The organism is Pseudacidobacterium ailaaui, assembly GCF_000688455.1.
In the GTDB taxonomy this organism is placed as follows: Bacteria; Acidobacteriota; Terriglobia; order Terriglobales; family Acidobacteriaceae; genus Pseudacidobacterium; species Pseudacidobacterium ailaaui.
Window position 1 is genome coordinate 2,414,785 of record NZ_JIAL01000001.1, and the last position, 20,589, is coordinate 2,435,373.

The window sequence follows — 20,589 nt, forward strand, 5'->3', positions numbered from 1 at the left end:
GCGCTGGGGGACGGGATTCTGCCGGGAATTAGGGCAGACTTCCGGTGGGAAGGCCACCGCCGACGAAATGGACGATCTCCAGCTTGTCGCCTGATTGGACCGGTGCGGAGTCCCAGCAGGAACGAGGGATGATTTCTCCGTTCTGCTCAATGGCGACGCGGTCGCTTTTCAGCCCCAGATGCGCGACCAGTTCTGACACGGTTGCATTGCCAGAGAGAGAAGGGAATTCTTTGACCTGGCCATTAATCACAAGCTGCATAATTCTGAGGGTAGCAGAGACAGTCGAGGGACTGCGTGGCCTCATCGTCTTTTCTGTTCAGGCTAGCGCAGCCACCGCCAGGCACTCCAGAGAGCCAAGCCCAGCACTACAAGGCCTGCATTGAACAGAAGCACAAAAGCAAGCGCCCGCATGGCCCCCAGGCCATCCTTTGCCGGCGGGGCAGAGGTCGCCGAGTCCTGGGCAGCAGCGGAGAGATTGTCCAGACCCGGAAGGGAATGACCGAGTGTACCCACAGAGTTTTCTCCTTAGAGCAATCTATCGGCTGTGGAAGCGGGCAGCTTGAGAAAACTCTTCATACGGGCCTTTCATTGTCCCGCTTTAGGACAGCGGTTGCAGTTTGGGAATGCAGAAGGGAGGCTAGGGCTGTGTTTCTTGACTTTGCGACGTGGAATCCTTGCCTGGCGGGGACCATGGGGGCCGGGTGTGAAGAGTGAAAAAATTCCAGTCTTCATGCAGGAATTACGCTACCTTCCTTGACGGCCTCACCATTCAGAAACTACTCTCAAGAGAGAGGCTTTGGGCCAGGAGACAGAATGCAGGACGCACACTACTACTGGAACTATTTGCCGCTTTTGCTTCAGATTCTTGCCGCTGTGGCTTTGGCCGGGGGCATGGTTGCGGCATCCTGGCTGATTGGCCGTCGTCGCAACACCAGGGCCAAGCTGGATGCGTATGAATGCGGCATTCCGGTCGAAGGGGACACCCGCGGGCGCTTCTCCGTTGGCTTCTACATGGTGGCGATGCTTTTCATCCTGTTTGACGTGGAAGCAGTCTTCATGCTGCCGTGGGCGGTGATTTACCGCGAACTGCCAAAAATTGCCGGTTCGCGCCTCTTTGGTTTCTGGGAGATGCTGGTTTATCTCGGATTTGTTGCCGTGGGCATCTTCTACGTCTGGAAAAAGGGCATTCTCGACTGGTCGCAGGACAAGGGCGACCTGTAAGTTTCAACTTCTCAGGGGGACATCCTGCCGGGGTGCAGGACTGGACCTCGTCAGAGCATTGCGGCCGCCACCGGCTGAGATGAATTCGTAAAGGATGCAATGGACCCAGCAGTTCTAGGAAAAGACGCCGTGCTTGCGGCCTTGCCGGAAAACCGGGCGCTTTCTTCTCTTCTGGCGTGGAATGCTGATGCTGTTCTGGATGCCATCTATGACCGCAGGGAGCTGACCGTTACCATCGCCAGCAGCCAGATCCGCGGCGCGTGCCAGACGCTGAAAGGCGCAGGCTACAACTTTCTGGAAGATGTGACCTGTGTGGACTGGTATCCTTCAGAGCCGCGCTTTCAGGTGACGTACCATATTCTTTCGCATCTGCTGAAGGAGCGCGTCCGGGTCCTCTGTCCGGTCGAGAGCCTTGATCCGGGCATTGACAGCATCACTTCCATCTGGCCCTCGGCAAATTACTATGAGCGCGAGGTCTGGGACCTGTTTGGGGTACGCTTTCATGGCCACCCTGACCTGCGTCGTATCATGATGCCGGAAGAGTGGGAGGGCCATCCTCTGCGCAAAGACTATCCTGTGGAGGGCTACCGCTGATGCCGAAGGCCCCGGAGCTTGCACATTTCGTTGAGACCTCTACGCTGTTGAAGCCGCGTCCGGAAGAGGGGGCCAAAGACCGCACCATGGTCCTCAATATGGGCCCGCAGCACCCTTCTACTCACGGGGTGCTCCGTCTGGTCATTGAGATTGACGGCGAGACGGTCCTGAAGGTCGTTCCCGACATCGGTTACCTGCATACGGGCATTGAGAAGACCTGCGAGGCGAAGTTCTATCAGCAGGTCGTTCCCATGACCGACCGCATTGATTATTTGTGCCCGATGACCAACAACCTGGCCTACTGCCTGGCGGTCGAAAAGCTGCTCCAGCTGGAGATTCCGGACCGCGCGCAGTGGATGCGCGTGCTTCTGAACGAGCTGACACGCCTGAATTCGCACCTGGTGTGGCTGGGTACGCATGCCATGGACATTGGTGCGCTGACGGTCTTTCTGTATTGCTTCCGCGAGCGGGAAGAGATCCTGCGCATCTTTGAGCATGTCTCTGGCCAGCGCATGATGACCTCTTACTTCCGCATTGGAGGACTCGCGCTGGAGCCTCCGGTGGACTTTTTTGACCGTGTGCGGAAGTTCATCAAAATCATGCCGGAGAAGATTGACGAATATGAGAATCTTCTTACCGGAAACCCCATCTTCATGAACCGCCTCAAAGGCGTGGGCTATCTTAGCGCTGAAGACGCGATTTCCCTTGGTGTGACCGGGCCCCCACTGCGTGCCAGCGGTGTGGACTGGGACCTGCGGCGCGACATGCCCTATTCGAGCTACGATAAGTTCCAGTTCAAGGTGCCTGTTTCTACCGATGGCGATGTATGGGCGCGTTATCTGGTCCGCATTCAGGAGATGCGGGAATCGGTCAAGATCGTTGAACAGGCGCTTGAGGGAATGCCGGAAGGACGCATTACCGCCGATGCGCCGAAGGTCGTTCTGCCCGACCGCGAGAAGATGAAGACCCAGATGGAGTCGCTCATCTATCACTTCAAGATTGTGACCGAGGGCTTTACGGTCCCGGCGGGGCAGGTGTACCAGGCGGTCGAGTCGCCGCGTGGGGAGATGGGTTATTACGTGGTCAGCGATGGAACAGCGAAGCCCTATCGCGTGCATATGCGGAACCCGTCGTTTGCGACGTTGCAGGCCCTGCAAACGATGTGCGCCGGACGCCTGATCGCCGATGTGGTCGCGGTGATCGGTTCGATTGACATCGTGCTGGGAGAGATTGACCGGTGATCAAGGCTGCGCCCGACCCACGGCTTTTTACCGAGCTATGGGTTTCGTTTGCGGCGCTCATTCGGTCGTATGTGGCGGCGCACGATCTGGGCAGGCCGACAGGCCACGCCTCCATAGATGACGGAGCAGAAGGCCGTTTGAGCATTCGTGCCGAGAAGAAGGTCCTGGCGATTGATTTCGACGGAAGTTCCGGCAAGGGGGAGTGGACGTTATACGAGAATGTTCCAGGCCCGGAACGGGTACTGGCCACAGGCAGGTTCGAGTTCAGTGCCGACAGTACGGTGAAGTTCAGCGACCGTCGCGGCAGTGTTGAGCTCGAAATTGCGGCAGAGGCTTTTACGGCCAGGGTTTTTGATGAGAATTAGAAGCTTGTAGCAGCCGGGGGAGCGAACGCTTTTGGGGGAATTTCGCTCTCTTTGGACGCTTCGCTCAGGATGACAAAAGGAAATTTAGGATGAGCACTCCTGCAACCACAATTTTTTCACCGGAACTGGCGGCGCGCTTTGACCGCCTGGTGACGCTCTATCCGGTGCGGCGTTCGGCGCTGATTCCTATGCTGCTTTATGCGCAGGATGAGGTTGGCTATATCTCGGATGAAGTTGTAAGGGAAGTGGCAGAGCGGATTGGCATTACTGAGCTTGACGTGCGCAATGTGCTCAGCTACTACTCCATGCTGCGCACAAGGCCGGCGGGAAAATACAATTTTCAGGTCTGTACCAATATCTCCTGTATGCTGCGCGGGGGGTACGAAATTCTTGAGCACTGCAAGAAGCGGCTGGGCATTGGGCACAAGGAAGTCACGCCTGACGGGCAGTTTTCGCTGGAAGAGGTAGAGTGTATTGGTGCCTGCTGCTGGGCGCCTGCCATGCAGGTCAATTATGATTTCTACGATGAGCTGACGCCGCAGAAGGTAGACCAGATCATCGAGGACTACAAGGCCGGACGTGGAAAGGAGACCAGGTAAGATGCCACGGCTCGTCTCCCATCCCGAAGAAGTGAAGATCATCTCCCGCCGCTTTGGTCTCGGCGCTGAGAACATTGACAAATATCTCGAACTGGATGGCTACAAGGCCACACAGATGGCCATCGAAAAAGGTCCCGACTGGATCATCAGCGAAATGAAGGCCAGCGGCCTGCGCGGGCGCGGCGGTGCCGGCTTCCCCACTGGAATGAAGTGGTCGTTTGTGCCCAAGCAGTCGGAGCGGCCCAAATACGTCCTGGTCAACGGTGACGAGAGTGAACCGGGGACCTGCAAAGACCACCTGATCTTTCTGCATGATCCCCATGCAGTCATTGAAGGCACCATCATTGCCGGAATCGCCATCGGCGCCAAGATGGGCTTCATTTACTTGCGTGGTGAGTACCGTTATCTGCTCAAGATCATGGAGAAGGCCGTGGCCGACGCTTATGCGCGCGGCTTTCTGGGCAAGAACATCTTTGGGTCCGGCGTGGACTTTGACATCGTGACCCAGACCGGCGCAGGCGCTTACGAGGTCGGCGAAGAGTCGGCGCTGATGGAATCGCTCGAAGGCAAGCGCGGTGTGCCGCGCATCAAGCCGCCCTTCCCCGCCGTGGTCGGACTCTATGGCGGACCGACGGTCATCAACAATGCCGAGACGATTGCCACCGTCCCGCATGTCCTGCTGATGGGCGGCGAGCCATACGCCAAGGTCGGCTCCGAGCGTAATGGAGGAACTCGTCTTTTCGGCATCAGTGGGCACGTGGAGCGCCCGGGGGTTTACGAGCTGCCCATGGGCTACAACCTGAAGAAAGCCATTTATGAGGTGGCGGGCGGAGTGCGCGGCGGACGCAAGCTCAAGGCCGTGGTCCCCGGAGGCTCTTCGACCCCTGTGCTAACCGCCGATGAAATTGATGTGGGGCTGGATTTTGACCAGATGGGCAAGGCAGGAACGATGCTGGGCTCCGGAGGGATTGTCGTCATTGACGACCAGACCTGCATCGTTGAATTTGCGCTGCGCACCATTGCCTTCTATCAGCATGAAAGCTGCGGATGGTGTATTCCGTGCCGTGAAGGAACGGACTGGCTGAAGAAGACGATTGGACGGGTCCATGCCGGCGGCGGAGTGGACAAGGACCTCGACAATATCCGTTATCTGGCGGAAAACATGCTGGGCCGTACCTTCTGCCCGCTGGGCGATGCGGCGGCCATGCCGACGATTGGATTTATCAAGAAGTTCCGGAAAGAGTTTGAAGACCACTTGAACGGGAAGCCCTGCCCTTATGCCAGGCACGAAGAGCTGGTAGGCGCATGAAGGCGCGGGGAGAGGGGCAAGATGATTGAGGCCAAGGGCCGGGGGTTTCTTGGTAAACGGAGCAGCCACCGGCAACAGCTTCGTCCTGTGAAGAAGGGCTGCGCGACTGTTTCTGGTGCATGGAACAGGCTTTCGGCATAAAGGAATTTGAATGGCTGACGTAACTTTTACCGTTGATGGCAAGAAGCTGACCGCACCTGCCGGGACGCTGCTGATTGATGCCTGCAAGGCCGCAGGCATCGAAATCCCCGCTTTTTGCTACTATCCCGGACTCTCTCTGCAGGCGGCCTGCCGCATGTGTGTGGTGCGCATCGAGAAGATGCCGAAGCTGCAGACGGCCTGCACGACTCCTGTGGCTGAAGGCATGGTCGTCCAGACCGAGACGGACGAGATCAAGCAGGCGCGCAAGGCCACCATTGAACTGCTGCTCGGCAATCACCCGCTGGATTGTCCCGTCTGCGATGCGGGCGGCGAGTGCGAGCTGCAGGACATGACATTCAAATACGGTGCGGCGGAATCAAAGTACGTCGAAATCAAGCAACACCGCGAAGAGCAGCAGTGGTCGCCGGTGGTCTACTTTGACCGCCCTCGCTGCATTCTTTGCTATCGCTGTGTCCGCGTCTGCGGCGAGGGTATGGACGTCTGGGCGCTGGGGATCCAGAACCGCGGCGTCAGTGCCGTCATCGCCCCCAATGGTCAGGACCACCTCGAATGCGAAGAGTGCGGCATGTGCATTGACATCTGCCCGGTCGGCGCTCTTACCTCCGGTACCTATCGTTATAAAACGCGCCCCTGGGAGATGACCCATGTGGCCACCATCTGCACGCATTGCGGCGACGGCTGCAAGACCACTCTGGGCACGCGCCGTTCCAATGATGGGATGGAGATTGTGCGCGGCGACAACCGTGACAAGAGCGGCATCAACGGCGACTTCCTCTGCATCAAAGGGCGCTACGCCTTCGATTTTGCGAACCGCACCGAGCGCCTGACAAAACCGCTTGTCCGCCAGTCTGACGGCCAGTTGAAGGAAGTGGCCTGGGACGAGGCCCTGGATTTTGCAGCAAAGAAACTGCGCGAAATTCGGGACGCCCGTGGCGGACAGTCCATCGGCGTCATTGGCTCCAATCGCACCACGAACGAAGAAAACTATCTCCTGCAGAAGTTTGCGCGTACGGTGCTGGGTACGAACAATGTGGATCATCATCGTACGGCGGACTATGTATCCTTTGCCGCGGCGCTGGCCGGAAAGGCAGACCGCACGGCCTCTCTGCGCGATACGGCATCGGCCCCGGCCGTCCTGCTTCTGGGCAATGATCCAACGGAGCAACATCCGGCCCTGGCCTGGAACCTTCGCAGCAATGTCCGTTTGAACCGTGCGCGGCTTTACATTGCCAACCATGCGGAGATCAAGCTGCGCCGTCAGGCAAAGCAGTTTGTGCAGGTCCCGCAGGATGGCTACGCGGCCCTGGTGCAGTATCTGGCCGGAAACAACTCGGCCATTGCCGCCAATGAACAGACGGCGGCCTTCCGCGATGCCATCCGCAAAGAAGAGTCGCTGCTGATTGTTTTCGGTTCTGAATTCCGTGGACGCGACATCCAATCGCTGGTAGATTTTGGGCTTTCTCTGCCGAACACCAAATTTGCCCTGCTGGGCGATTACGTCAACTCGCGCGGCGCAGCCGACATGGGGCTGCTGCCGGACTATCTGCCCGGCTACCGCCCGGTTTCCGATGCCGGCCATTTTGCGGAAGAGTACGGCGCCACCTTGCCGACGACACCTGGGCTGGACCTTCTGCAGATGTTTGACGCAGCGCAAAACGGCAGCCTGGCGGCGCTTTATGTCGTCGGAGCAAACCCCATTGCGCGGTACAACGTAGATCCGGCCGCGTTGAAGAACACATTTGTGGTGGTGCAGGACATGTTCCTGACCGAGACGGCCCAGCTTGCCGACGTAGTCTTCCCCGCAGCGAATCTTTACGAGAAGGCCGGGACCGTCACCAACACGTATGGCGACATTCAGCTGGTCAAAAAGGCCGCTGACAAGGCCGGTACACGTGCAGACTTTGAGTTGATCGTCCGCCTGGCAGACCGTATGGCCGCCAATCCGAAGAAGCTGGTCCCCTTCGGCCGTGGCGTTCACGCCGATATGGGGCAGACGCGTGGTGCTCAGTCCGGGGAGGCCGACCGTCACAGCGTTTGGCTTGCGGCCCATAACCTGGAGCCGAAGCTCAGTCCGTTTGACCCGTTCGCTACGCTCGATGAGATCCAGCGGCTGGTGCCGAGCTACAGCTTTTCGCGTCTGGAACTGCTGGCTGGAAGCGACCAGCATTCGAATCCAGGACTGGTGCAGATCACTTCAGCTGCGGCGCGTCGCGATCTGGTGCTGCCGGCCGAAGACGGCCTCTTTACCTCAGGAACTTTGGGGCGTTACAGCGACAAGCTCAAGGAAGTACTGGAGTCACATACGACGCCCAAGCCGGTTGAGGCTGCGGCAGACTGAAGTTCTCAGGATTCAGGCGAAGGCATGAGGCCTTTGCCCGGGAAACACGAGCGTGCAGCAAAGGGGCCCCGGCCCCGGCCAAATTTTTTTGGAAGGCCTGATGGAAGCAAGTATCTGGATTTTTCTGCTGTTGAGTGTGCTGAAGGTCGCCGTCGTCACGGTGGTCCTGCTGACAGCGGTGGCGTATACGGTCCTTCTGGAGCGGAAAGTCGTTGGACGCATCCAGAACCGCTGGGGACCCAGCCGTGTCGGCCCCTTCGGGCTGTTGCAGCCCCTGGCCGATGGCATCAAGCTCTTCCTGAAGGAAGACCTGTTGCCAACCCATGTGTACAAGCCGCTCTACATTCTTGCACCGGTGATTGCGCTGACCTGCGCGCTGATCTCGATCGCCGTGGTCCCCTTCGGCAGAGAGATTTCCGTCAAAGGCGTCGATCTCTTTCAGATCTCCGACCTGAACATCGGCCTGCTGGTCATTCTTGGCGTTACCTCGGTGGGCGTGTACGGCATCGCCCTTTCCGGATGGTCTTCCAACAGTAAGTACTCGCTGCTGGGTGCGCTGCGTTCGAGTGCCCAGCTTGTGAGCTATGAGCTTGCTCTGGGGCTTTCCCTGGTCGGAGTGGTGTTGCGCGCCGGGTCCTTCCGCCTGCGCGATATCGTGGACATCCAGGCAACGCACGGGCTTCTTTCCTGGAACGTCTTTGGCGGACTCCAATTCGTGGCCTTCTTCATTTATCTGACTGCGGCCTATGCGGAAACCAACCGCGCTCCCTTTGATCTTCCGGAGGCGGAAAGCGAACTCACCGCTGGATACCATACCGAATACAGCTCGATGAAGTTTGCTATGTTCTTTATGGCTGAATACGCCAACATGATTACCGTAAGCTGCGTGGCCACCCTGCTGTTCCTAGGTGGATGGTCCAGCCCGTTTGGAAATCTTCTTTCGGCCTGGGGAGGGCCGGTGGTCCAGGCGCTGCTTCCGGTCTTCTGGTTTGTCGTCAAGGTATTTTTCTTCTTGTTTCTCTATATTTGGGTACGCGGAACACTGCCGCGTTTCCGTTACGACCAACTGATGGGCTTTGGCTGGAAGTTTCTGCTGCCCGTTGCAATTCTCAACATTATTGCGACAAGCCTCTGGCTGGCTTATCGCGCCTGAGTAGAGTTAGAGCGCCGGGCCCGGCCCGGAACAGATAGAAGTTCACGGACATGCACTTAGCTTTGTTCTTTATCTTCGGAGGGTTGTGCGTTGCAGGGGCCCTGAATCTGCTGTTGCAACGCCATCCTATCAACAGCGCGCTGTCGCTGATTGTGGTGATGACCTCACTCGCTGTGCTGTATCTGCTGCTCGGAGCGGAATTTCTCGCCGCTGCGCAGGTCATCGTCTACTCCGGCGCAATCATGGTGCTGTTTACCTTTGTCATCATGCTGCTGAATGCCGGACGCGAAGAGAAGACCCACGGCAGCAAGGCCGCCTACATCGCCGGTATCCCGGGGGCGGCGGCGATCCTGGGGGTGCTGGCCTACATCTTTCTCAAGCAGGGCGATGCGCTCGGGTCGGCGAAGCTGGGCGAATCTCTGGTCACCACGCAGGACCTCAGCCGCGTGCTCTTTCGAGATCTTCTGCTGCCCTTCGAGGTCACCTCTGTACTGATCCTGGTTGCCATTCTGGGTGCTGTGGCGCTGGCAAGAAAGGGGCACGAATAGCATGGTCCCCATCTCCTATTATCTGGTCCTGAGCGCGGTCCTGTTCTCGATTGGGGTCGGGGCGTTTCTCATCAAGCGCAACATTATTACCGTCTTCATGTCCATTGAGCTGATGCTGAACGCGGTCAACCTGACCTTTGTTGCCTTCGCGCACCAGTGGCGGCACGTCAGCGGACAGATCTTTGTCTTCTTCGTCATGGTCGTGGCCGCAGCTGAAGCCGCAGTCGGGTTGGCGATCATCATCGCCATCTTCCGCACCCGCAATACCCTCAACGTTGACCAAGTGGATTTGATGAAACTATGACCAGTTCCCTCCATCTCTGGCTGATTCCGATCGTCCCCTTCGCCGGATTTCTGGTGAACGGTCTGCTGGGCCGCCGCTTTCCCAAGGCCCTGGTGACGGCCGTGGCCTGGATTGCCACGCTCGTCCCTTTCCTTCAGGTGCTGACCATCGCGGCGCGCTTCCATGGCCTGACGCTGCCTTATACCGAAAACCTCGGTTCCTGGATTGCCGCCGGCAATTTCCACGCCGACTTTGCCTTTGCGCTCGACCAGCTTACGCTCATCATGCTGATGGTGGTCTCCGGCGTGGGCTTTGTCATCCATGTCTACTCGGCCGGATACATGGCCGAAGAGGACGGATACTGGCGCTTCTTCGCCTATCTGAACCTCTTCATGTTCTTCATGCTGACGCTGGTGCTGGCGGAAAACTTTCTGCTCATGTTCGTGGGCTGGGAAGGCGTGGGTCTGGCTTCATACCTGCTGATTGGCTATTACTTCACGCGCGACTCTGCCGCCAATGCGGGCAAAAAGGCCTTCGTCGTCAACCGTGTGGGTGACTTTGGTTTTCTGATTGCGCTCTTTCTGCTGATCGCACATTTCGGCACCCTGAGCTTCCACGGCATCTTTGCGCAGATTGCGCAGCATCCGGAATGGCAGGGGGGCTTCCTCACCGCGATTGCGCTCTTTCTCGTTCTCGGTGCAACGGGAAAGTCCGCCCAGATTCCGCTCTACGTCTGGCTGCCGGACGCGATGGAAGGACCGACGCCCGTCTCTGCGCTGATTCACGCAGCCACCATGGTCACAGCAGGCGTCTATATGGTCGCACGCTCGCACGCCATCTTTGACCGCTCGCCTTTCGCCCTGACGACGGTTGCCATCATCGGCGCCGCAACGGCGCTTTTTGCAGCGACCATCGGACTGGTCCAGACGGACATCAAGCGTGTGCTGGCCTACTCCACGGTCTCGCAGCTGGGCTACATGTTTCTGGCCTGTGGTGTGGCCGCATACTCGTCGGGCATCTTCCATCTGCTGACCCACGCTTTCTTCAAGGCCCTGCTCTTTCTGGCCGCAGGTTCCGTCATCCATGCCTTGAGCGGCGAGCAGGATATGCGCCTGATGGGCGGCCTGCGCAAAAAAATCCCCGTCACCTTCTGGACGATGACGGCCGCCGTCTTCGCGATTGCTGGCTTTCCGCCCTTTGCCGGCTTCTTCAGCAAAGACGAGATTCTTTATCAGGCATTTATCTCGCCCAACAGCATCGGCAAAATTCTTTGGTTCATTGGTCTACTCACCGCCGGGCTGACCTCCTTCTATATGTTCCGCCTCTGGTATCTCACCTTCTTCGGCGAGGGCCGCATGAAGGAAACACCTGCAGAGGGCCATGGACACGGACACGGACATGGACACGGCGTGCATGAAAGCCCGGCGGTCATGACGATTCCGCTCATGATCCTCGCCATTCTCTCCGTTATCGGTGGATGGGTCGGGGTTCCTGCGGCGCTCGGCGGACACAACGAAATCGAGCACTTCCTGTCTCCGGTCATGCATACTGAGCCGCTCTCTTTTGAGCAGGTGAGCGTGGCCATGAACACACAGCCGCAGACGGTGGTCCATCCCGCGCCCCAGGAGGCACCGGAAGGCAGCAAATCGCTGGAGCTGGTGCTCGCAGCTGTCTCTGTCGCAGTTGCCGGCATCGGATGGTTCTTTGCCCATCTTTTCTACTTCATGAAGCCGGAGCTGCCTGCGCAGCTTGCGGCAAAGCTGCGCGGTGTCTACACACTGCTGCTAAACAAATACTGGGTGGACGAGCTTTACGGGGCCGTCCTTGTTACTCCGCTGCTGCTGATTTCGCGCTACGTGCTTAAAGGGCTGCTCGACACGGGTGTGCTCACCGGCGGAAGCCTTGCGGTGGCCTATTCCACGCAGGGCATCGGTTCCATTGTGCAGCGGTGGCAGTCGGGGAACATTCGCTCGTATGCCGGATGGCTTGCCATCGGCGCAGCAGCGTTATTGCTGCTGACTTATTTTGGATTTGGCGCGCACTTCTCCTTTCGGTAAGTGCGCAAATGGTCCGTCATTTCTGAAGGTAGAGAGTGGCGAAGAACCTCAACAGAGGATGCAGTGCGAGGGTTCTTCCTGGTCCTGGCCGCGAGAATGACGACCGAAAAGTCATAGAAGGAACGTATTCGTGTTGAACGATTCCATCCTGTCGCTGATTACGTTTGTGCCCACCGCAGGCGCATTCGTCGTCGCCTTTCTGCCGAGGCGGGGAAAGACGATCCAGTGGTTTACGCTGCTGGTCACGCTTGCCACCTTCGTGCTCACACTCCATCTGCCCGCACATTTCCACTATGGGCAGACAGGATTTCAGTTTGAGCAGGACCGCTCCTGGATCACCAGCCCCAACATCCGCTACCACGTTGGGGTGGACGGCATCTCGACCTGGCTGGTCGTGCTGGTCGGATTTCTGGGGCCGCTGGCCGTGCTCGCATCCTGGAATGCCATCTCCACGCGGACCAAGGAATTCTACTTTCTCTTCCTCATCCAGCAGACGGCCATGCTTGGCGTCTTTGTCGCGCTCGACATGTTCCTCTACTATGCCTTCTGGGAGCTGTCGCTGGTCCCCATGGCCATTCTCATCGCCATGTTCGGACGCAATCGCGGCCCGCAGGCTGCCATCAAGTTCTTCCTCTACACCTTCATCCCGTCGGCGCTGCTGCTGGTTGCACTGCTCTGGCTCTACGCAAAGACAGGTACCTTCGACTTTGTCGAGACACAGAAGTTTCTTCTCCGCAACGGTGCGTTGCTTTCGCCGCAGTCTCTCTGGTGGGTGTCGCTGGCCTTCCTGGTGGCCTTCGCAGTCAAAGTCCCCGTCTTCCCGCTCCATGGATGGCTTGCGGATGTCTTTTCAGAAGCGCCGACCGCCATGGCAATGGTCGTGGCCGGAAAGCTCGGCCTCTATTCCATCATTCGCTTCAACCTCGGGCTGTTCCCTGAACAGTCGCGGCAGATTGCGCCCCTCATGGTCGCGCTTGCTGTCATCGGCATCATCTACGGGGCCCTGGTCGCCCTCGTGCAGGAGGACATGAAGCGCCTCATCGCCTTCTCCACTGTCGGCCACCTCAGCTTCGTGACCCTCGCCATCTTCTGCTTTACGGTGGTGGGGCTGAACGGGGCGGTCTTTCAGATCATCAACCATGAACTCTCCGGCGCTGCCTTTCTCATCCTGCTCGGCATCCTGTATGAGCGTTACGGTACCTATGAAATGTCCCAGTACGGCGGCCTGGCATCAAAGTTGCCGCGCATGGCGACCCTCTATATCATCACCGCGCTCTCGCTTGTTGGCCTGCCCATCCTCAACGGTTTCGTTGGCGAGTTCCTGATTCTCAGCTCCAGCTACGGCGTGCATCCCGGCTGGACCATCGCCGCTACCACAGGGGTCATTCTCAGCGCAGCTTACATGCTGGGCCTCATCCAGAGGGTCTTTTACGGGCAGGAATCCGCGCTCGTAGCCAGCAGGCCGGCTTCTGATGTGGTCGCGCGGGAAGGCTTTGCGCTCGTGCCCGCTGCTGTGCTGATGCTGGTTCTTGGCGTTGCCTCGCCTTACTGGATCCGCGCCATCCATACCGCGGTCAGCGGACTGGCGCAGAGCGTGGCGCACGTCACCTCGACCCTTACCACCAACGTGGCGGAGAAGCGATAAATGAACATGCAATTGGCCCGTATTCTCCCCGAAGTCGTCCTTACCATCACCGGCGTCCTCATTATGCTCGCCGAGCCCATGCTGGCCAGGAATGCAAGCCGCAGGCCGCTCGGCTGGTTTGCCATTCTTGGTACGCTTGCCGCACTTTTCGCAAGCCTCTGGCAACTGCATCTCCCGGACGGGACCGCCTACTACGGAACGGTGCAAACCGATGTCTACAGCGTCTTTTTCCACGTGCTGATTGCCGGAATCGTGCTGGCAACATTGCTCGTTGCCCTGGACTCGATGGACCGCGAAGCTGAAAGCGTCGGCGAATTTTTCGCCCTCATCTGCTTTGGCGCCACCGGTATGATGCTCATGACATCCGCCGTCGAGCTGCTCCTGGTCTTTATTGGTCTTGAAATCTCTTCCATCTCGACCTACATCATGGCCTGCTTCCGCCGCCGGAGCGCCAAGGGGCCTGAATCAGCCATCAAGTATTTCCTCCTTGGCTCATTTGCCACAGCATTCTTCCTCTACGGTATTGCGCTCGTCTTCGGCGCTACCGGCACCACTGCCATTGCGGCCATTGCCGGGCTACTCACTGTCAGCCAGACGCCGGTTCTTGCCGTCATTGGACTGGCGATGATTCTCATCGGCATCGGCTTCAAGGTCTCCGCCGCGCCATTCCAGGTCTGGACGCCCGATGTTTACGAAGGTGCTCCTTCGCCGGTCGTCGGACTGATGTCCACTGCACCTAAGGCCGCGGCCTTTGCCGTTCTGCTCCGTATCCTCTACGTTGCCTTCCCGCTGCTGCATCATCACTGGCAGCCCCTGGTCTGGTGGATGGCCGTGCTCTCCATGTGCGTGGGGAACCTCGGCGCTTTGCGGCAGCAAAACGTCAAGCGGATGCTGGCCTACTCCTCCATTGCGCACGCAGGATACCTATTGGCCGCCTTCACCGCGCTCTCACAGGAAGGCATTGCCGCCGCCAGTTTTTACGCCATGACCTATGCAGCCATGAATGTGGGCATCTTTGCTGTCATCAGCCATGCCGGAGGTTTCAGCGACCGCCTCACCCTCATTCAGGACTACCGGGGCCTTGCCTACCGCTCGCCTTTGCTCGGCGGCGCCATGGCCTTCTTTCTGATTTCGCTCATTGGCATCCCGTTTACGGGCGGTTTCTTCGGCAAGTTTTATGTCTTTGCCGCGGCACTCCACTCGGGCATGGTCTGGCTCACCATCATTGGACTAATCAACAGCGGTATCGCCGCCTACTACTACCTGAAGCTGCTGGCATCGGTTTACTCTAAGCCTGTCCACACGGACTTGCTGGATGGTATTCCGCGTCCCACAGTTCCTCTGCTGCTTGCGCTGGTCTTGACGGTTGCCGCCACCTTGATTCTGGGCATTGTGCCGGGGCAGGCACTTTCGCTAGCCAGAGCAGGGGCCAACACACTGGCCCCCTTCGTGACCACGGCCATGAAGTAGTTCCAGAGCAGGGCCTGTCTGTTTTTCAGTACAGGCCCTTGCTCTCGTCGTCGCGTATAGAAAGCTTCCCGGTTTCATTCGCTTCCATTGCCTGGAGGCGTAAATTCCACTCCAGCCTGCTGGTTGACCCGGAGCGTGGCCGCAAGGTCAATGCTGCTCAGTGGGATCTCCGGTCTGCGTCCCGTAGAGGCCGCATCGTCGAGCACATACAGGGTCGTGCCGGTCATCGCATAGTTGCGGACCTGCTGGGTGTGGCCGTCTTTGAAGACCAGAGTGACAGCGGCAAGAGTCAGCGGCGGAGACGCGGCCGTCGGTGGCGGCGGATATTCTTGGTTCGATGCTGCACGCTGCTGTGTTCCTTGCTCTGGCTGTGGCTCCGGGTCTGCAGAGCGCTGCATCGCATTCTCCGGGGGGAGCTCCATGCCAGAGTCAGTCGCGTCTACGCTGTATGGTCCGTCCCACCAGGCGTTCAGCAGGCCCGGAACCAGATAGGTGGAGTTGGCATAAAAGTAGGGAACGTAGGTCCTGCGGTCGTGGTCGCCTCGGCCTCGATAAGGCGGCCTGTGCCCGCCGCGATACCAGTTTGCATTCCGTCCAAAACCATAGGGAAGGCGATATGGCGCCGCTGCTGGAAAGCGGGAAGAGAAATGCAACCGGTATGGCGAAGGAAAGGGGGCACTGCGTGGAGCGAAAGCAAAAGCAGGAGAGGATGCAGAACGGAACCCGCCCACAGGATGAGGCGCAGAGAAGCCGCCTCCCATGTGCGCCACGCGCTGCGCTTCCAGAGGCACGCAGATCAGTCCGGCAAGCAACGGGAGTGTCAGAAGGCCACGCATCCTCGGGGACCTTTCTTCTTCCTTATCTCATTAGACGCCTGTTTCTGGCCGGATGTTCGGAGAATTTTCAGCAGACGGAAAGCATCTGGCTCAATGCACAGGCAACATGACCATCTGGCCCGCGGGATGAGGATGGCTGAGGCGGACAATATAAGGGGTAATCAGAACGACCATTTTCGATGTGGTCACATCGGTATTCTGGTTTGCCGTGGCCTGTAAGAATCCCGGCAGTTCGCTCAGCCCGGGGAGGCCGCTGACCGCCAGGCTTTGCTGCTTCGTCAGGTTACTGACCACCAGGGCGCTTTCCCCTTTGGCCAGCGTCACAAAGCCCGTATACTGCCGGTTGCTGAGGATTGGGTTGCCATCCAAAGTTTGTCCGGTAAGCGAGGTAATTTTCAGGTCCAGCTTCAAGGAGACGTCGCGGCCCTGCTGGATCCGCGGCGTGGCGGTCAGAGTCAACCCCAGGTCCTGGTACTGCACCTGAGGAATCGTGGCGTTCAGGCTGCTCTCCAATGCAGCGGCGCTGATGCCCAGGTTCTGCAAGTAGCTGGAAAGTCCGGCCTGGGAGATGCCGTTAATGCTGAGCGACGTTCCGGCAAGATTGGAGTAAGTGGAGGTAATGATCGGATAGCGAGTGCCGCTGCGGAAGGTGGCCTCGTCCTGGTCCTGCACCCGGAGCTGCACGTGGTCAATTTCCCGCGTCTCCGACGAGTTGAGGCTGAGGTTCAGGGTTGCACCTTGGTCCAGTGTGATGCCGCTCTCCGTGATTCCCCCGCCAAAGAGTGCAAAGGGCTGGTTAAAGACCGTTCCTGTTACCGCGCCGGAGGCAATCAGAATGGCGACGATCGCCAGATTATCGCCAGCATTGGCCAGACCCGAGGCGATGATCTGCTGGACCGCGCTCTGATTGTTCTGGAGGATCTGGTTGACTTCTGACGGGACGTTGAAAACGGTGGTCTGTTGCGGTAACTGTGCGCCCAGGTTGACCAGGCGCGACTGGTCAATCTCATAAAGCCGCAGGTCCAGCAGGACCTGACTGCGGCCTTCCAACAGTCCGGCCAGGGTGCGGTTCAGTGCGGCCACGCGCTCTTGCGGTCCGCGTACCGTCAGCGTGTGCTGCTGCTGTTCGACGGTTGCCTGCTGGATTTCAAAGACCTGGCGGACGGCATTGCCAATCTCCGTGGCTTCCTCCTGCGTCAGACCCGGCAGGTAGACCGTTTCTGTCACCTGCCGCTCATATTTCGCGCGGTTCTCTTTGGTGTCGGCGGCAACCAGGACCCGTTTTTCGTCCAGTGGAACAAAAAATGTCCCGGTGGCCAGCTTCAGCAATTGCGCAGCCTGGGCAAAATCCACATTGTCTGCATCAAAGCGGACACTCTGGCTGGGGACCGAGGAATCCAGTGTGGGCTGGATGCCGTATGCATCCAATACCTGCCGGACCACGTCTGTTCCCGGACCCTGCAGGTGAAAGCTGGCCACCGCTGTGTCTGGAGCAAGCTGCACGGCTGGAGACGGCTGCTCTGCGGCAGGCATCACCAGAGCGCGGCGGGGTACAACGTCTTCCGTCAGCTCATCCAGATGCTGTGCGACGATCGGATTCTGCGGGTCCAGCCTGTATGCTTCCGTCAGAGAAGCGCGTGCCTTTGCCTCGTCACCAAGCAGGCGGGCCTTGCTTGCCTCCTGGACAAGCTGCGTCACCAGGTGCTCTTTGGCAATGGTGAGGGAAGCCGCATAGTCGCGATGGCTGGGGTCCAGCTCCGTAGCACGCTCAAAGTCCCGGATGGCCCCGCGCAGGTCGTCCTTTTCCATCGCCTTGGCGCCTTCCACAAAGGCCCGGGTCGCCGCTGCAGGGTCATGCTTGCGAGGAGGATTCTGCGCGTAAGCTGCAATGCCCGTAAGCATCAGCGTCACCATGCAGGTCCGGCAAGGGAAGCGGCGCAGCATCATGATGGCGTACTCAGAAGATCGGCCAGGGTAGAGACGCAGGCCTCAGGCTGGTGTTGCATCAGTTCGTCGAAGCTGTAGTGGCCTGTCGCCACGGCGATGGTGGGCAGGCCGTTGTCCCGTGCCGCTGCGATGTCGAAGGGTGTGTCGCCGATGACACATACGCTGGCCTCCGGCCCGGCCAGGGAGCGCGCCAGCGAAAGCGCATGAGCAATCATGTCTTTGCGGGCCACGAAATGGTCGCTGAAGCCCCCGAAACGGAACCAGTGGCGGATCCCGAGCACCTCCAGCTTGAGCCAGCCGATGGCCTCCAGGTTGCCTGTACCCACTCCCAGGACTGCGCCTCTTTGGTGCAGGAAGGAGAGCACCTCATCCACCCCGGGCATCTTCACCAGGTCCATCTGCGATTTCTGCTCTGCAACCAGCGAACACATGCAGTCAAAGACCGCCTTCAGATGCGGCTCCCAGTGTTCCGGGTCCAGCTCCGCAAGGCGAAAGGCATCGTACAGAATTCCGGGGTCCGTGTTGCCGCTCAGGGTCACGCCATCCAGCACCAGCTCCCGGCCCAGGACCTGGCGCACGCTTTCAGCAAAAGAATTGTAGTGAATGCGGTCGCGACTGCGCAGCAGGGTGCCGTCAATGTCAAACAGATAAGCGTTCTGTTTGTCCCAGCAAAACCCAGGCCGGAAAAAAACGCGCTGCTGTGTCGGCGCAGAAGTCGGTGCGGAATGGCTCAAGGAAAACAGGGTCCTTTTCGAAGTATCTGTCTTCAGGGTAAAGCACGGCACGCTTCAGCGCGAGAGTTACTGCTTTAGGAAGAAACGCCGAATCGCGTGGTCCCTGGCCTTACTTCAAATACAGGACGCTCGCTACGCGGCGGACGCTTGAGCCCGAGGCGGACCTGCGTAGGGTCAATTTCCAGCTCTGCCAGGGTGCGGCTGAGCGTGTTGCGGTGCATGCCGAGCTCTTTTGCTGCCTTGCACTGGTTTCCCCTGTGGTGCGCCAGCACGGTCATCAGATAACGGCGCTTGAATTCACGCACAGCCTCAGCGTAAGTAATGCCACCCGCGTGCATTGCGGCCACAAGATTTTCCAGTTCGCGTTTCACAAGTACCTCGTTTCTCTTTTTTCCGGCTTTTCTCCGGTCAGCATTCAGGCCTGCGGTCTCAGCCAGTCCGGCTGCGCATTGCGGATCATTTTTACTCCCATCCGAATGCGCTGGCCCAGGTCAGACGGCGTCACCATCGCTGCCTCATGTGCAGCAGAAAGAAAATATGGCGCCAGTCTGGACCTTTCCATCCATCCTGGATGAGGCAGAAAAGCTGCTACGGCCATGACGCCGAGCGTAACCAGCACACATCCCTTGACCAGACCAAAGGCCGCGCCCATAAGGCGATCGGCCCAGCCCAGCCCGATCGACCGGACCGACCATCGGATGAACCGCCCGGTCAGACCGGCTGCAATCATGACGGCTACGGCAATTGCCACAAAGGCAATGGCCTCTGCAACTCCGGGGGGATGAATCCATCGCTCCGTCCAGGGGAGGAGCTTCTGGTAGTTCCAGCTGGCCAGGAGCAGTCCTGCAAAAACTCCGGCAAGCGAGAAGGCCTCTACAAAAAAGCCATGCTTTGCCGCGCTTAAAACAGACACAATCAGGATGATGACAATCGCCCAATCCAAAAGTGTCATGCGCGGTCTGTTTCCTCTATGGCCCGCCCGGGCCTTCAGGACCGTGGAGCGGACCCTATACTGGTTTTATTGTTTCAGAGCGCCAACGTTTTTCCCGTGAGCAGCTCATAAGCCTGCAAATATTTTTCCTGCGTCTTTTTCACGACTTCCTCTGGCAAGCCGGGCGCAGGGGCCTGCTTGTTCCAGCGGATACTTTCCAGATAATCACGCACATACTGCTTATCAAAAGAGGGCTGTGCCCCGCCTGGCGCGTATCCATCACGCGGCCAGAAACGCGAGGAGTCCGGCGTAAGCACCTCATCGGCCAGAATGATGCCCTCAGCAGTCGTACCGAATTCAAACTTCGTGTCTGCAAGAACCAGCCCACGGCCCTCCGCGTGGTCAGATGCTTTGCGGTAGATGGCGAGACTGAGATCGCGCAGCCGTTCCGCAGTGCGCGCGCCCACCAGGGCCACCATCTCATCAAACGAGATGTTCTCGTCGTGTTTGCCATGCAGGCTCTTTGTGGCCGGCGTAAAAATCGGCTCAGGCAGTTTGTCCGATTCGCGCAGCCCCGACGGCAACCGGATGCCGCATACTGCGCCCGTGGCCTGATAGTCCTTCCAGCCCGATCCGGAAAGATATCCGCGTACTACGCACTCTACAGGAAACATCTGCGCACGCTTGACCAGCATCGAGCGGCCCCGCAGTTCTTCTTTGTATCCTGCCAGCTCGCGCGGATATTCATCCACGTCCGCCGTGATGAGATGGTTGGGAACGATGTCCTTTAGAAAATCAAACCAGAAGAGGGAAATCTGCGTGAGCACTTTGCCCTTGCCCGGAATCCCGGTGGCCAGCACGTGATCAAATGCCGAGATGCGGTCGGTCGCCACCAGCAGCAGATACTCACCCACCGAGTACAAATCACGCACTTTTCCGCGGGCGTGTAAGACAAGATCACTGAACTCGGTTTCAAGAAGCGCTGGCAATGGGGAAATACCTTTCACAGAGAGGCTGAAAGTTGATTCTGCTTCTGCCAGAAAAGTTTGTCAACGCATTGCAGATGTGGATTTCATGCGGGGAGCGCGCATCCAGCCACTAGTGAGGGACGGCTGTCAAGGGGAAAACAAAGGTAACCGGACAAGGTCCCGGACGT

The 20,589-nt window shown here is 58.6% G+C and carries 21 protein-coding genes; 13 read left to right on the forward strand and 8 right to left on the reverse strand.

Annotation, left to right across the window (positions count from 1 at the left end; genetic code table 11):
* Positions 1-28: 28 nt before the first annotated feature.
* Together thiS and N655_RS0110735 are read right to left on the reverse strand one after the other, a co-directional pair.
* The gene (gene thiS / locus N655_RS0110730; protein ID WP_349509485.1) at positions 29-304 is read right to left on the reverse strand and encodes a sulfur carrier protein ThiS; all 276 of its coding nucleotides are present in this window, start codon (positions 302-304) and stop codon (positions 29-31) included.
* Positions 305-321: 17 nt separating this feature from the next.
* On the reverse strand, positions 322-513 hold the full coding sequence (locus N655_RS0110735) for a hypothetical protein (RefSeq protein ID WP_026442997.1): 192 nt from the start codon (positions 511-513) through the stop codon (positions 322-324).
* A gap of 300 nt (positions 514-813) precedes the next feature.
* Between N655_RS0110735 and N655_RS0110740 the strand changes: the two genes are divergently transcribed.
* The 13 genes from N655_RS0110740 (at position 814) to N655_RS18450 (ending at position 14,985) form a co-directional block, all read left to right on the forward strand.
* Entirely contained in the window at positions 814-1,221 is a 408-nt protein-coding gene (locus N655_RS0110740) for an NADH-quinone oxidoreductase subunit A (protein WP_026442998.1), read from the forward strand.
* Between the two features lie 99 nt (positions 1,222-1,320).
* Positions 1,321-1,815, forward strand: a complete 495-nt coding sequence (locus N655_RS0110745) for an NADH-quinone oxidoreductase subunit C (RefSeq protein ID WP_026442999.1) — start codon at positions 1,321-1,323, stop codon at positions 1,813-1,815.
* An 86-nt stretch (positions 1,816-1,901) separates the two neighbouring features.
* A complete protein-coding gene (nuoD, locus tag N655_RS0110750) occupies positions 1,902-3,056 on the forward strand; it encodes an NADH dehydrogenase (quinone) subunit D (protein ID WP_238324829.1) in 1,155 nt (384 codons plus the stop codon).
* Entirely contained in the window at positions 3,053-3,421 is a 369-nt protein-coding gene (locus tag N655_RS0110755; RefSeq protein WP_026443001.1) for a hypothetical protein, read from the forward strand. The genes nuoD and N655_RS0110755 overlap by 4 nt, the downstream gene beginning before the upstream one ends.
* Before the next feature lie 89 nt (positions 3,422-3,510).
* Entirely contained in the window at positions 3,511-4,020 is a 510-nt protein-coding gene (locus tag N655_RS0110760; RefSeq protein ID WP_026443002.1) for an NADH-quinone oxidoreductase subunit NuoE family protein, read from the forward strand.
* Between the two features lies 1 nt (position 4,021).
* Positions 4,022-5,329 carry an NADH-quinone oxidoreductase subunit NuoF gene (gene nuoF, locus N655_RS0110765; RefSeq protein WP_026443003.1) on the forward strand — a complete coding sequence of 436 codons (1,308 nt, stop codon included), beginning with the start codon at positions 4,022-4,024 and terminating at the stop codon, positions 5,327-5,329.
* Between the two features lie 151 nt (positions 5,330-5,480).
* Positions 5,481-7,829, forward strand: coding sequence for an NADH-quinone oxidoreductase subunit NuoG (gene nuoG / locus N655_RS0110770; RefSeq protein ID WP_026443004.1), 2,349 nt, complete (start codon positions 5,481-5,483; stop codon positions 7,827-7,829).
* Between the two features lie 100 nt (positions 7,830-7,929).
* Entirely contained in the window at positions 7,930-8,982 is a 1,053-nt protein-coding gene (nuoH, locus tag N655_RS0110775; RefSeq protein WP_026443005.1) for an NADH-quinone oxidoreductase subunit NuoH, read from the forward strand.
* A gap of 50 nt (positions 8,983-9,032) precedes the next feature.
* The gene (locus tag N655_RS0110780) at positions 9,033-9,530 is read left to right on the forward strand and encodes an NADH-quinone oxidoreductase subunit J family protein (protein WP_026443006.1); all 498 of its coding nucleotides are present in this window, start codon (positions 9,033-9,035) and stop codon (positions 9,528-9,530) included.
* Between the two features lies 1 nt (position 9,531).
* Complete coding sequence (gene nuoK, locus N655_RS0110785; RefSeq protein WP_026443007.1) at positions 9,532-9,834, forward strand: NADH-quinone oxidoreductase subunit NuoK; 303 nt, start codon at positions 9,532-9,534, stop codon at positions 9,832-9,834.
* Entirely contained in the window at positions 9,831-11,870 is a 2,040-nt protein-coding gene (gene nuoL, locus N655_RS0110790; RefSeq protein WP_026443008.1) for an NADH-quinone oxidoreductase subunit L, read from the forward strand. Before nuoK ends, nuoL begins: the two co-directional genes overlap by 4 nt.
* Before the next feature lie 130 nt (positions 11,871-12,000).
* Complete coding sequence (locus N655_RS18445) at positions 12,001-13,515, forward strand: complex I subunit 4 family protein (protein WP_044934470.1); 1,515 nt, start codon at positions 12,001-12,003, stop codon at positions 13,513-13,515.
* The gene (locus tag N655_RS18450) at positions 13,516-14,985 is read left to right on the forward strand and encodes an NADH-quinone oxidoreductase subunit N (protein WP_044934472.1); all 1,470 of its coding nucleotides are present in this window, start codon (positions 13,516-13,518) and stop codon (positions 14,983-14,985) included. It abuts the gene before it with no gap.
* 74 nt (positions 14,986-15,059) lie between these two features.
* On the opposite strand, the gene N655_RS0110805 is transcribed toward N655_RS18450, so the two are convergent.
* The 6 genes from N655_RS0110805 to N655_RS0110830 form a co-directional block, all read right to left on the reverse strand.
* Positions 15,060-15,821 (reverse strand): hypothetical protein, encoded by a 762-nt coding sequence (locus N655_RS0110805; protein ID WP_026443009.1) that lies wholly within the window; start codon positions 15,819-15,821, stop codon positions 15,060-15,062.
* Positions 15,822-15,911: 90 nt separating this feature from the next.
* Positions 15,912-17,768 carry a secretin GspD/PilQ domain-containing protein gene (locus N655_RS0110810; RefSeq protein WP_081823676.1) on the reverse strand — a complete coding sequence of 619 codons (1,857 nt, stop codon included), beginning with the start codon at positions 17,766-17,768 and terminating at the stop codon, positions 15,912-15,914.
* Positions 17,765-18,502, reverse strand: a complete 738-nt coding sequence (locus N655_RS18455) for an HAD family hydrolase (protein WP_044935760.1) — start codon at positions 18,500-18,502, stop codon at positions 17,765-17,767. Before N655_RS18455 ends, N655_RS0110810 begins: the two co-directional genes overlap by 4 nt.
* Before the next feature lie 74 nt (positions 18,503-18,576).
* Entirely contained in the window at positions 18,577-18,873 is a 297-nt protein-coding gene (locus N655_RS0110820) for a helix-turn-helix domain-containing protein (protein WP_026443011.1), read from the reverse strand.
* A gap of 44 nt (positions 18,874-18,917) precedes the next feature.
* Entirely contained in the window at positions 18,918-19,454 is a 537-nt protein-coding gene (locus tag N655_RS0110825; protein ID WP_026443012.1) for a CvpA family protein, read from the reverse strand.
* Positions 19,455-19,528: 74 nt separating this feature from the next.
* Positions 19,529-20,440: a phosphoribosylaminoimidazolesuccinocarboxamide synthase gene (locus N655_RS0110830; RefSeq protein ID WP_432757645.1), complete on the reverse strand. Its 912-nt coding sequence runs from the start codon at positions 20,438-20,440 to the stop codon at positions 19,529-19,531.
* Between the last annotated feature and the right edge of the window lie 149 nt (positions 20,441-20,589).

Excerpts from the sequence above, each read along its gene's own strand:
- nuoH (WP_026443005.1), top strand. The coding sequence starts at position 7,930 with ATGGAAGCAAGTATCTGGATTTTTCTGCTGTTGAGTGTGCTGAAGGTC.
- N655_RS0110760 (WP_026443002.1), top strand. The coding sequence starts at position 3,511 with ATGAGCACTCCTGCAACCACAATTTTTTCACCGGAACTGGCGGCGCGC.
- N655_RS0110780 (WP_026443006.1), top strand. The coding sequence starts at position 9,033 with ATGCACTTAGCTTTGTTCTTTATCTTCGGAGGGTTGTGCGTTGCAGGG.
- nuoL (WP_026443008.1), top strand. The coding sequence starts at position 9,831 with ATGACCAGTTCCCTCCATCTCTGGCTGATTCCGATCGTCCCCTTCGCC.
- nuoK (WP_026443007.1), top strand. The coding sequence starts at position 9,532 with ATGGTCCCCATCTCCTATTATCTGGTCCTGAGCGCGGTCCTGTTCTCG.
- N655_RS0110740 (WP_026442998.1), top strand. The coding sequence starts at position 814 with ATGCAGGACGCACACTACTACTGGAACTATTTGCCGCTTTTGCTTCAG.
- N655_RS18450 (WP_044934472.1), top strand. The coding sequence starts at position 13,516 with ATGAACATGCAATTGGCCCGTATTCTCCCCGAAGTCGTCCTTACCATC.
- N655_RS0110810 (WP_081823676.1), bottom strand. The coding sequence starts at position 17,768 with ATGATGCTGCGCCGCTTCCCTTGCCGGACCTGCATGGTGACGCTGATG.
- N655_RS0110825 (WP_026443012.1), bottom strand. The coding sequence starts at position 19,454 with ATGACACTTTTGGATTGGGCGATTGTCATCATCCTGATTGTGTCTGTT.
- N655_RS0110805 (WP_026443009.1), bottom strand. The coding sequence starts at position 15,821 with ATGCGTGGCCTTCTGACACTCCCGTTGCTTGCCGGACTGATCTGCGTG.
- thiS (WP_349509485.1), bottom strand. The coding sequence starts at position 304 with ATGAGGCCACGCAGTCCCTCGACTGTCTCTGCTACCCTCAGAATTATG.
- N655_RS0110745 (WP_026442999.1), top strand. The coding sequence starts at position 1,321 with ATGGACCCAGCAGTTCTAGGAAAAGACGCCGTGCTTGCGGCCTTGCCG.
- nuoD (WP_238324829.1), top strand. The coding sequence starts at position 1,902 with ATGGTCCTCAATATGGGCCCGCAGCACCCTTCTACTCACGGGGTGCTC.
- nuoF (WP_026443003.1), top strand. The coding sequence starts at position 4,022 with ATGCCACGGCTCGTCTCCCATCCCGAAGAAGTGAAGATCATCTCCCGC.
- nuoG (WP_026443004.1), top strand. The coding sequence starts at position 5,481 with ATGGCTGACGTAACTTTTACCGTTGATGGCAAGAAGCTGACCGCACCT.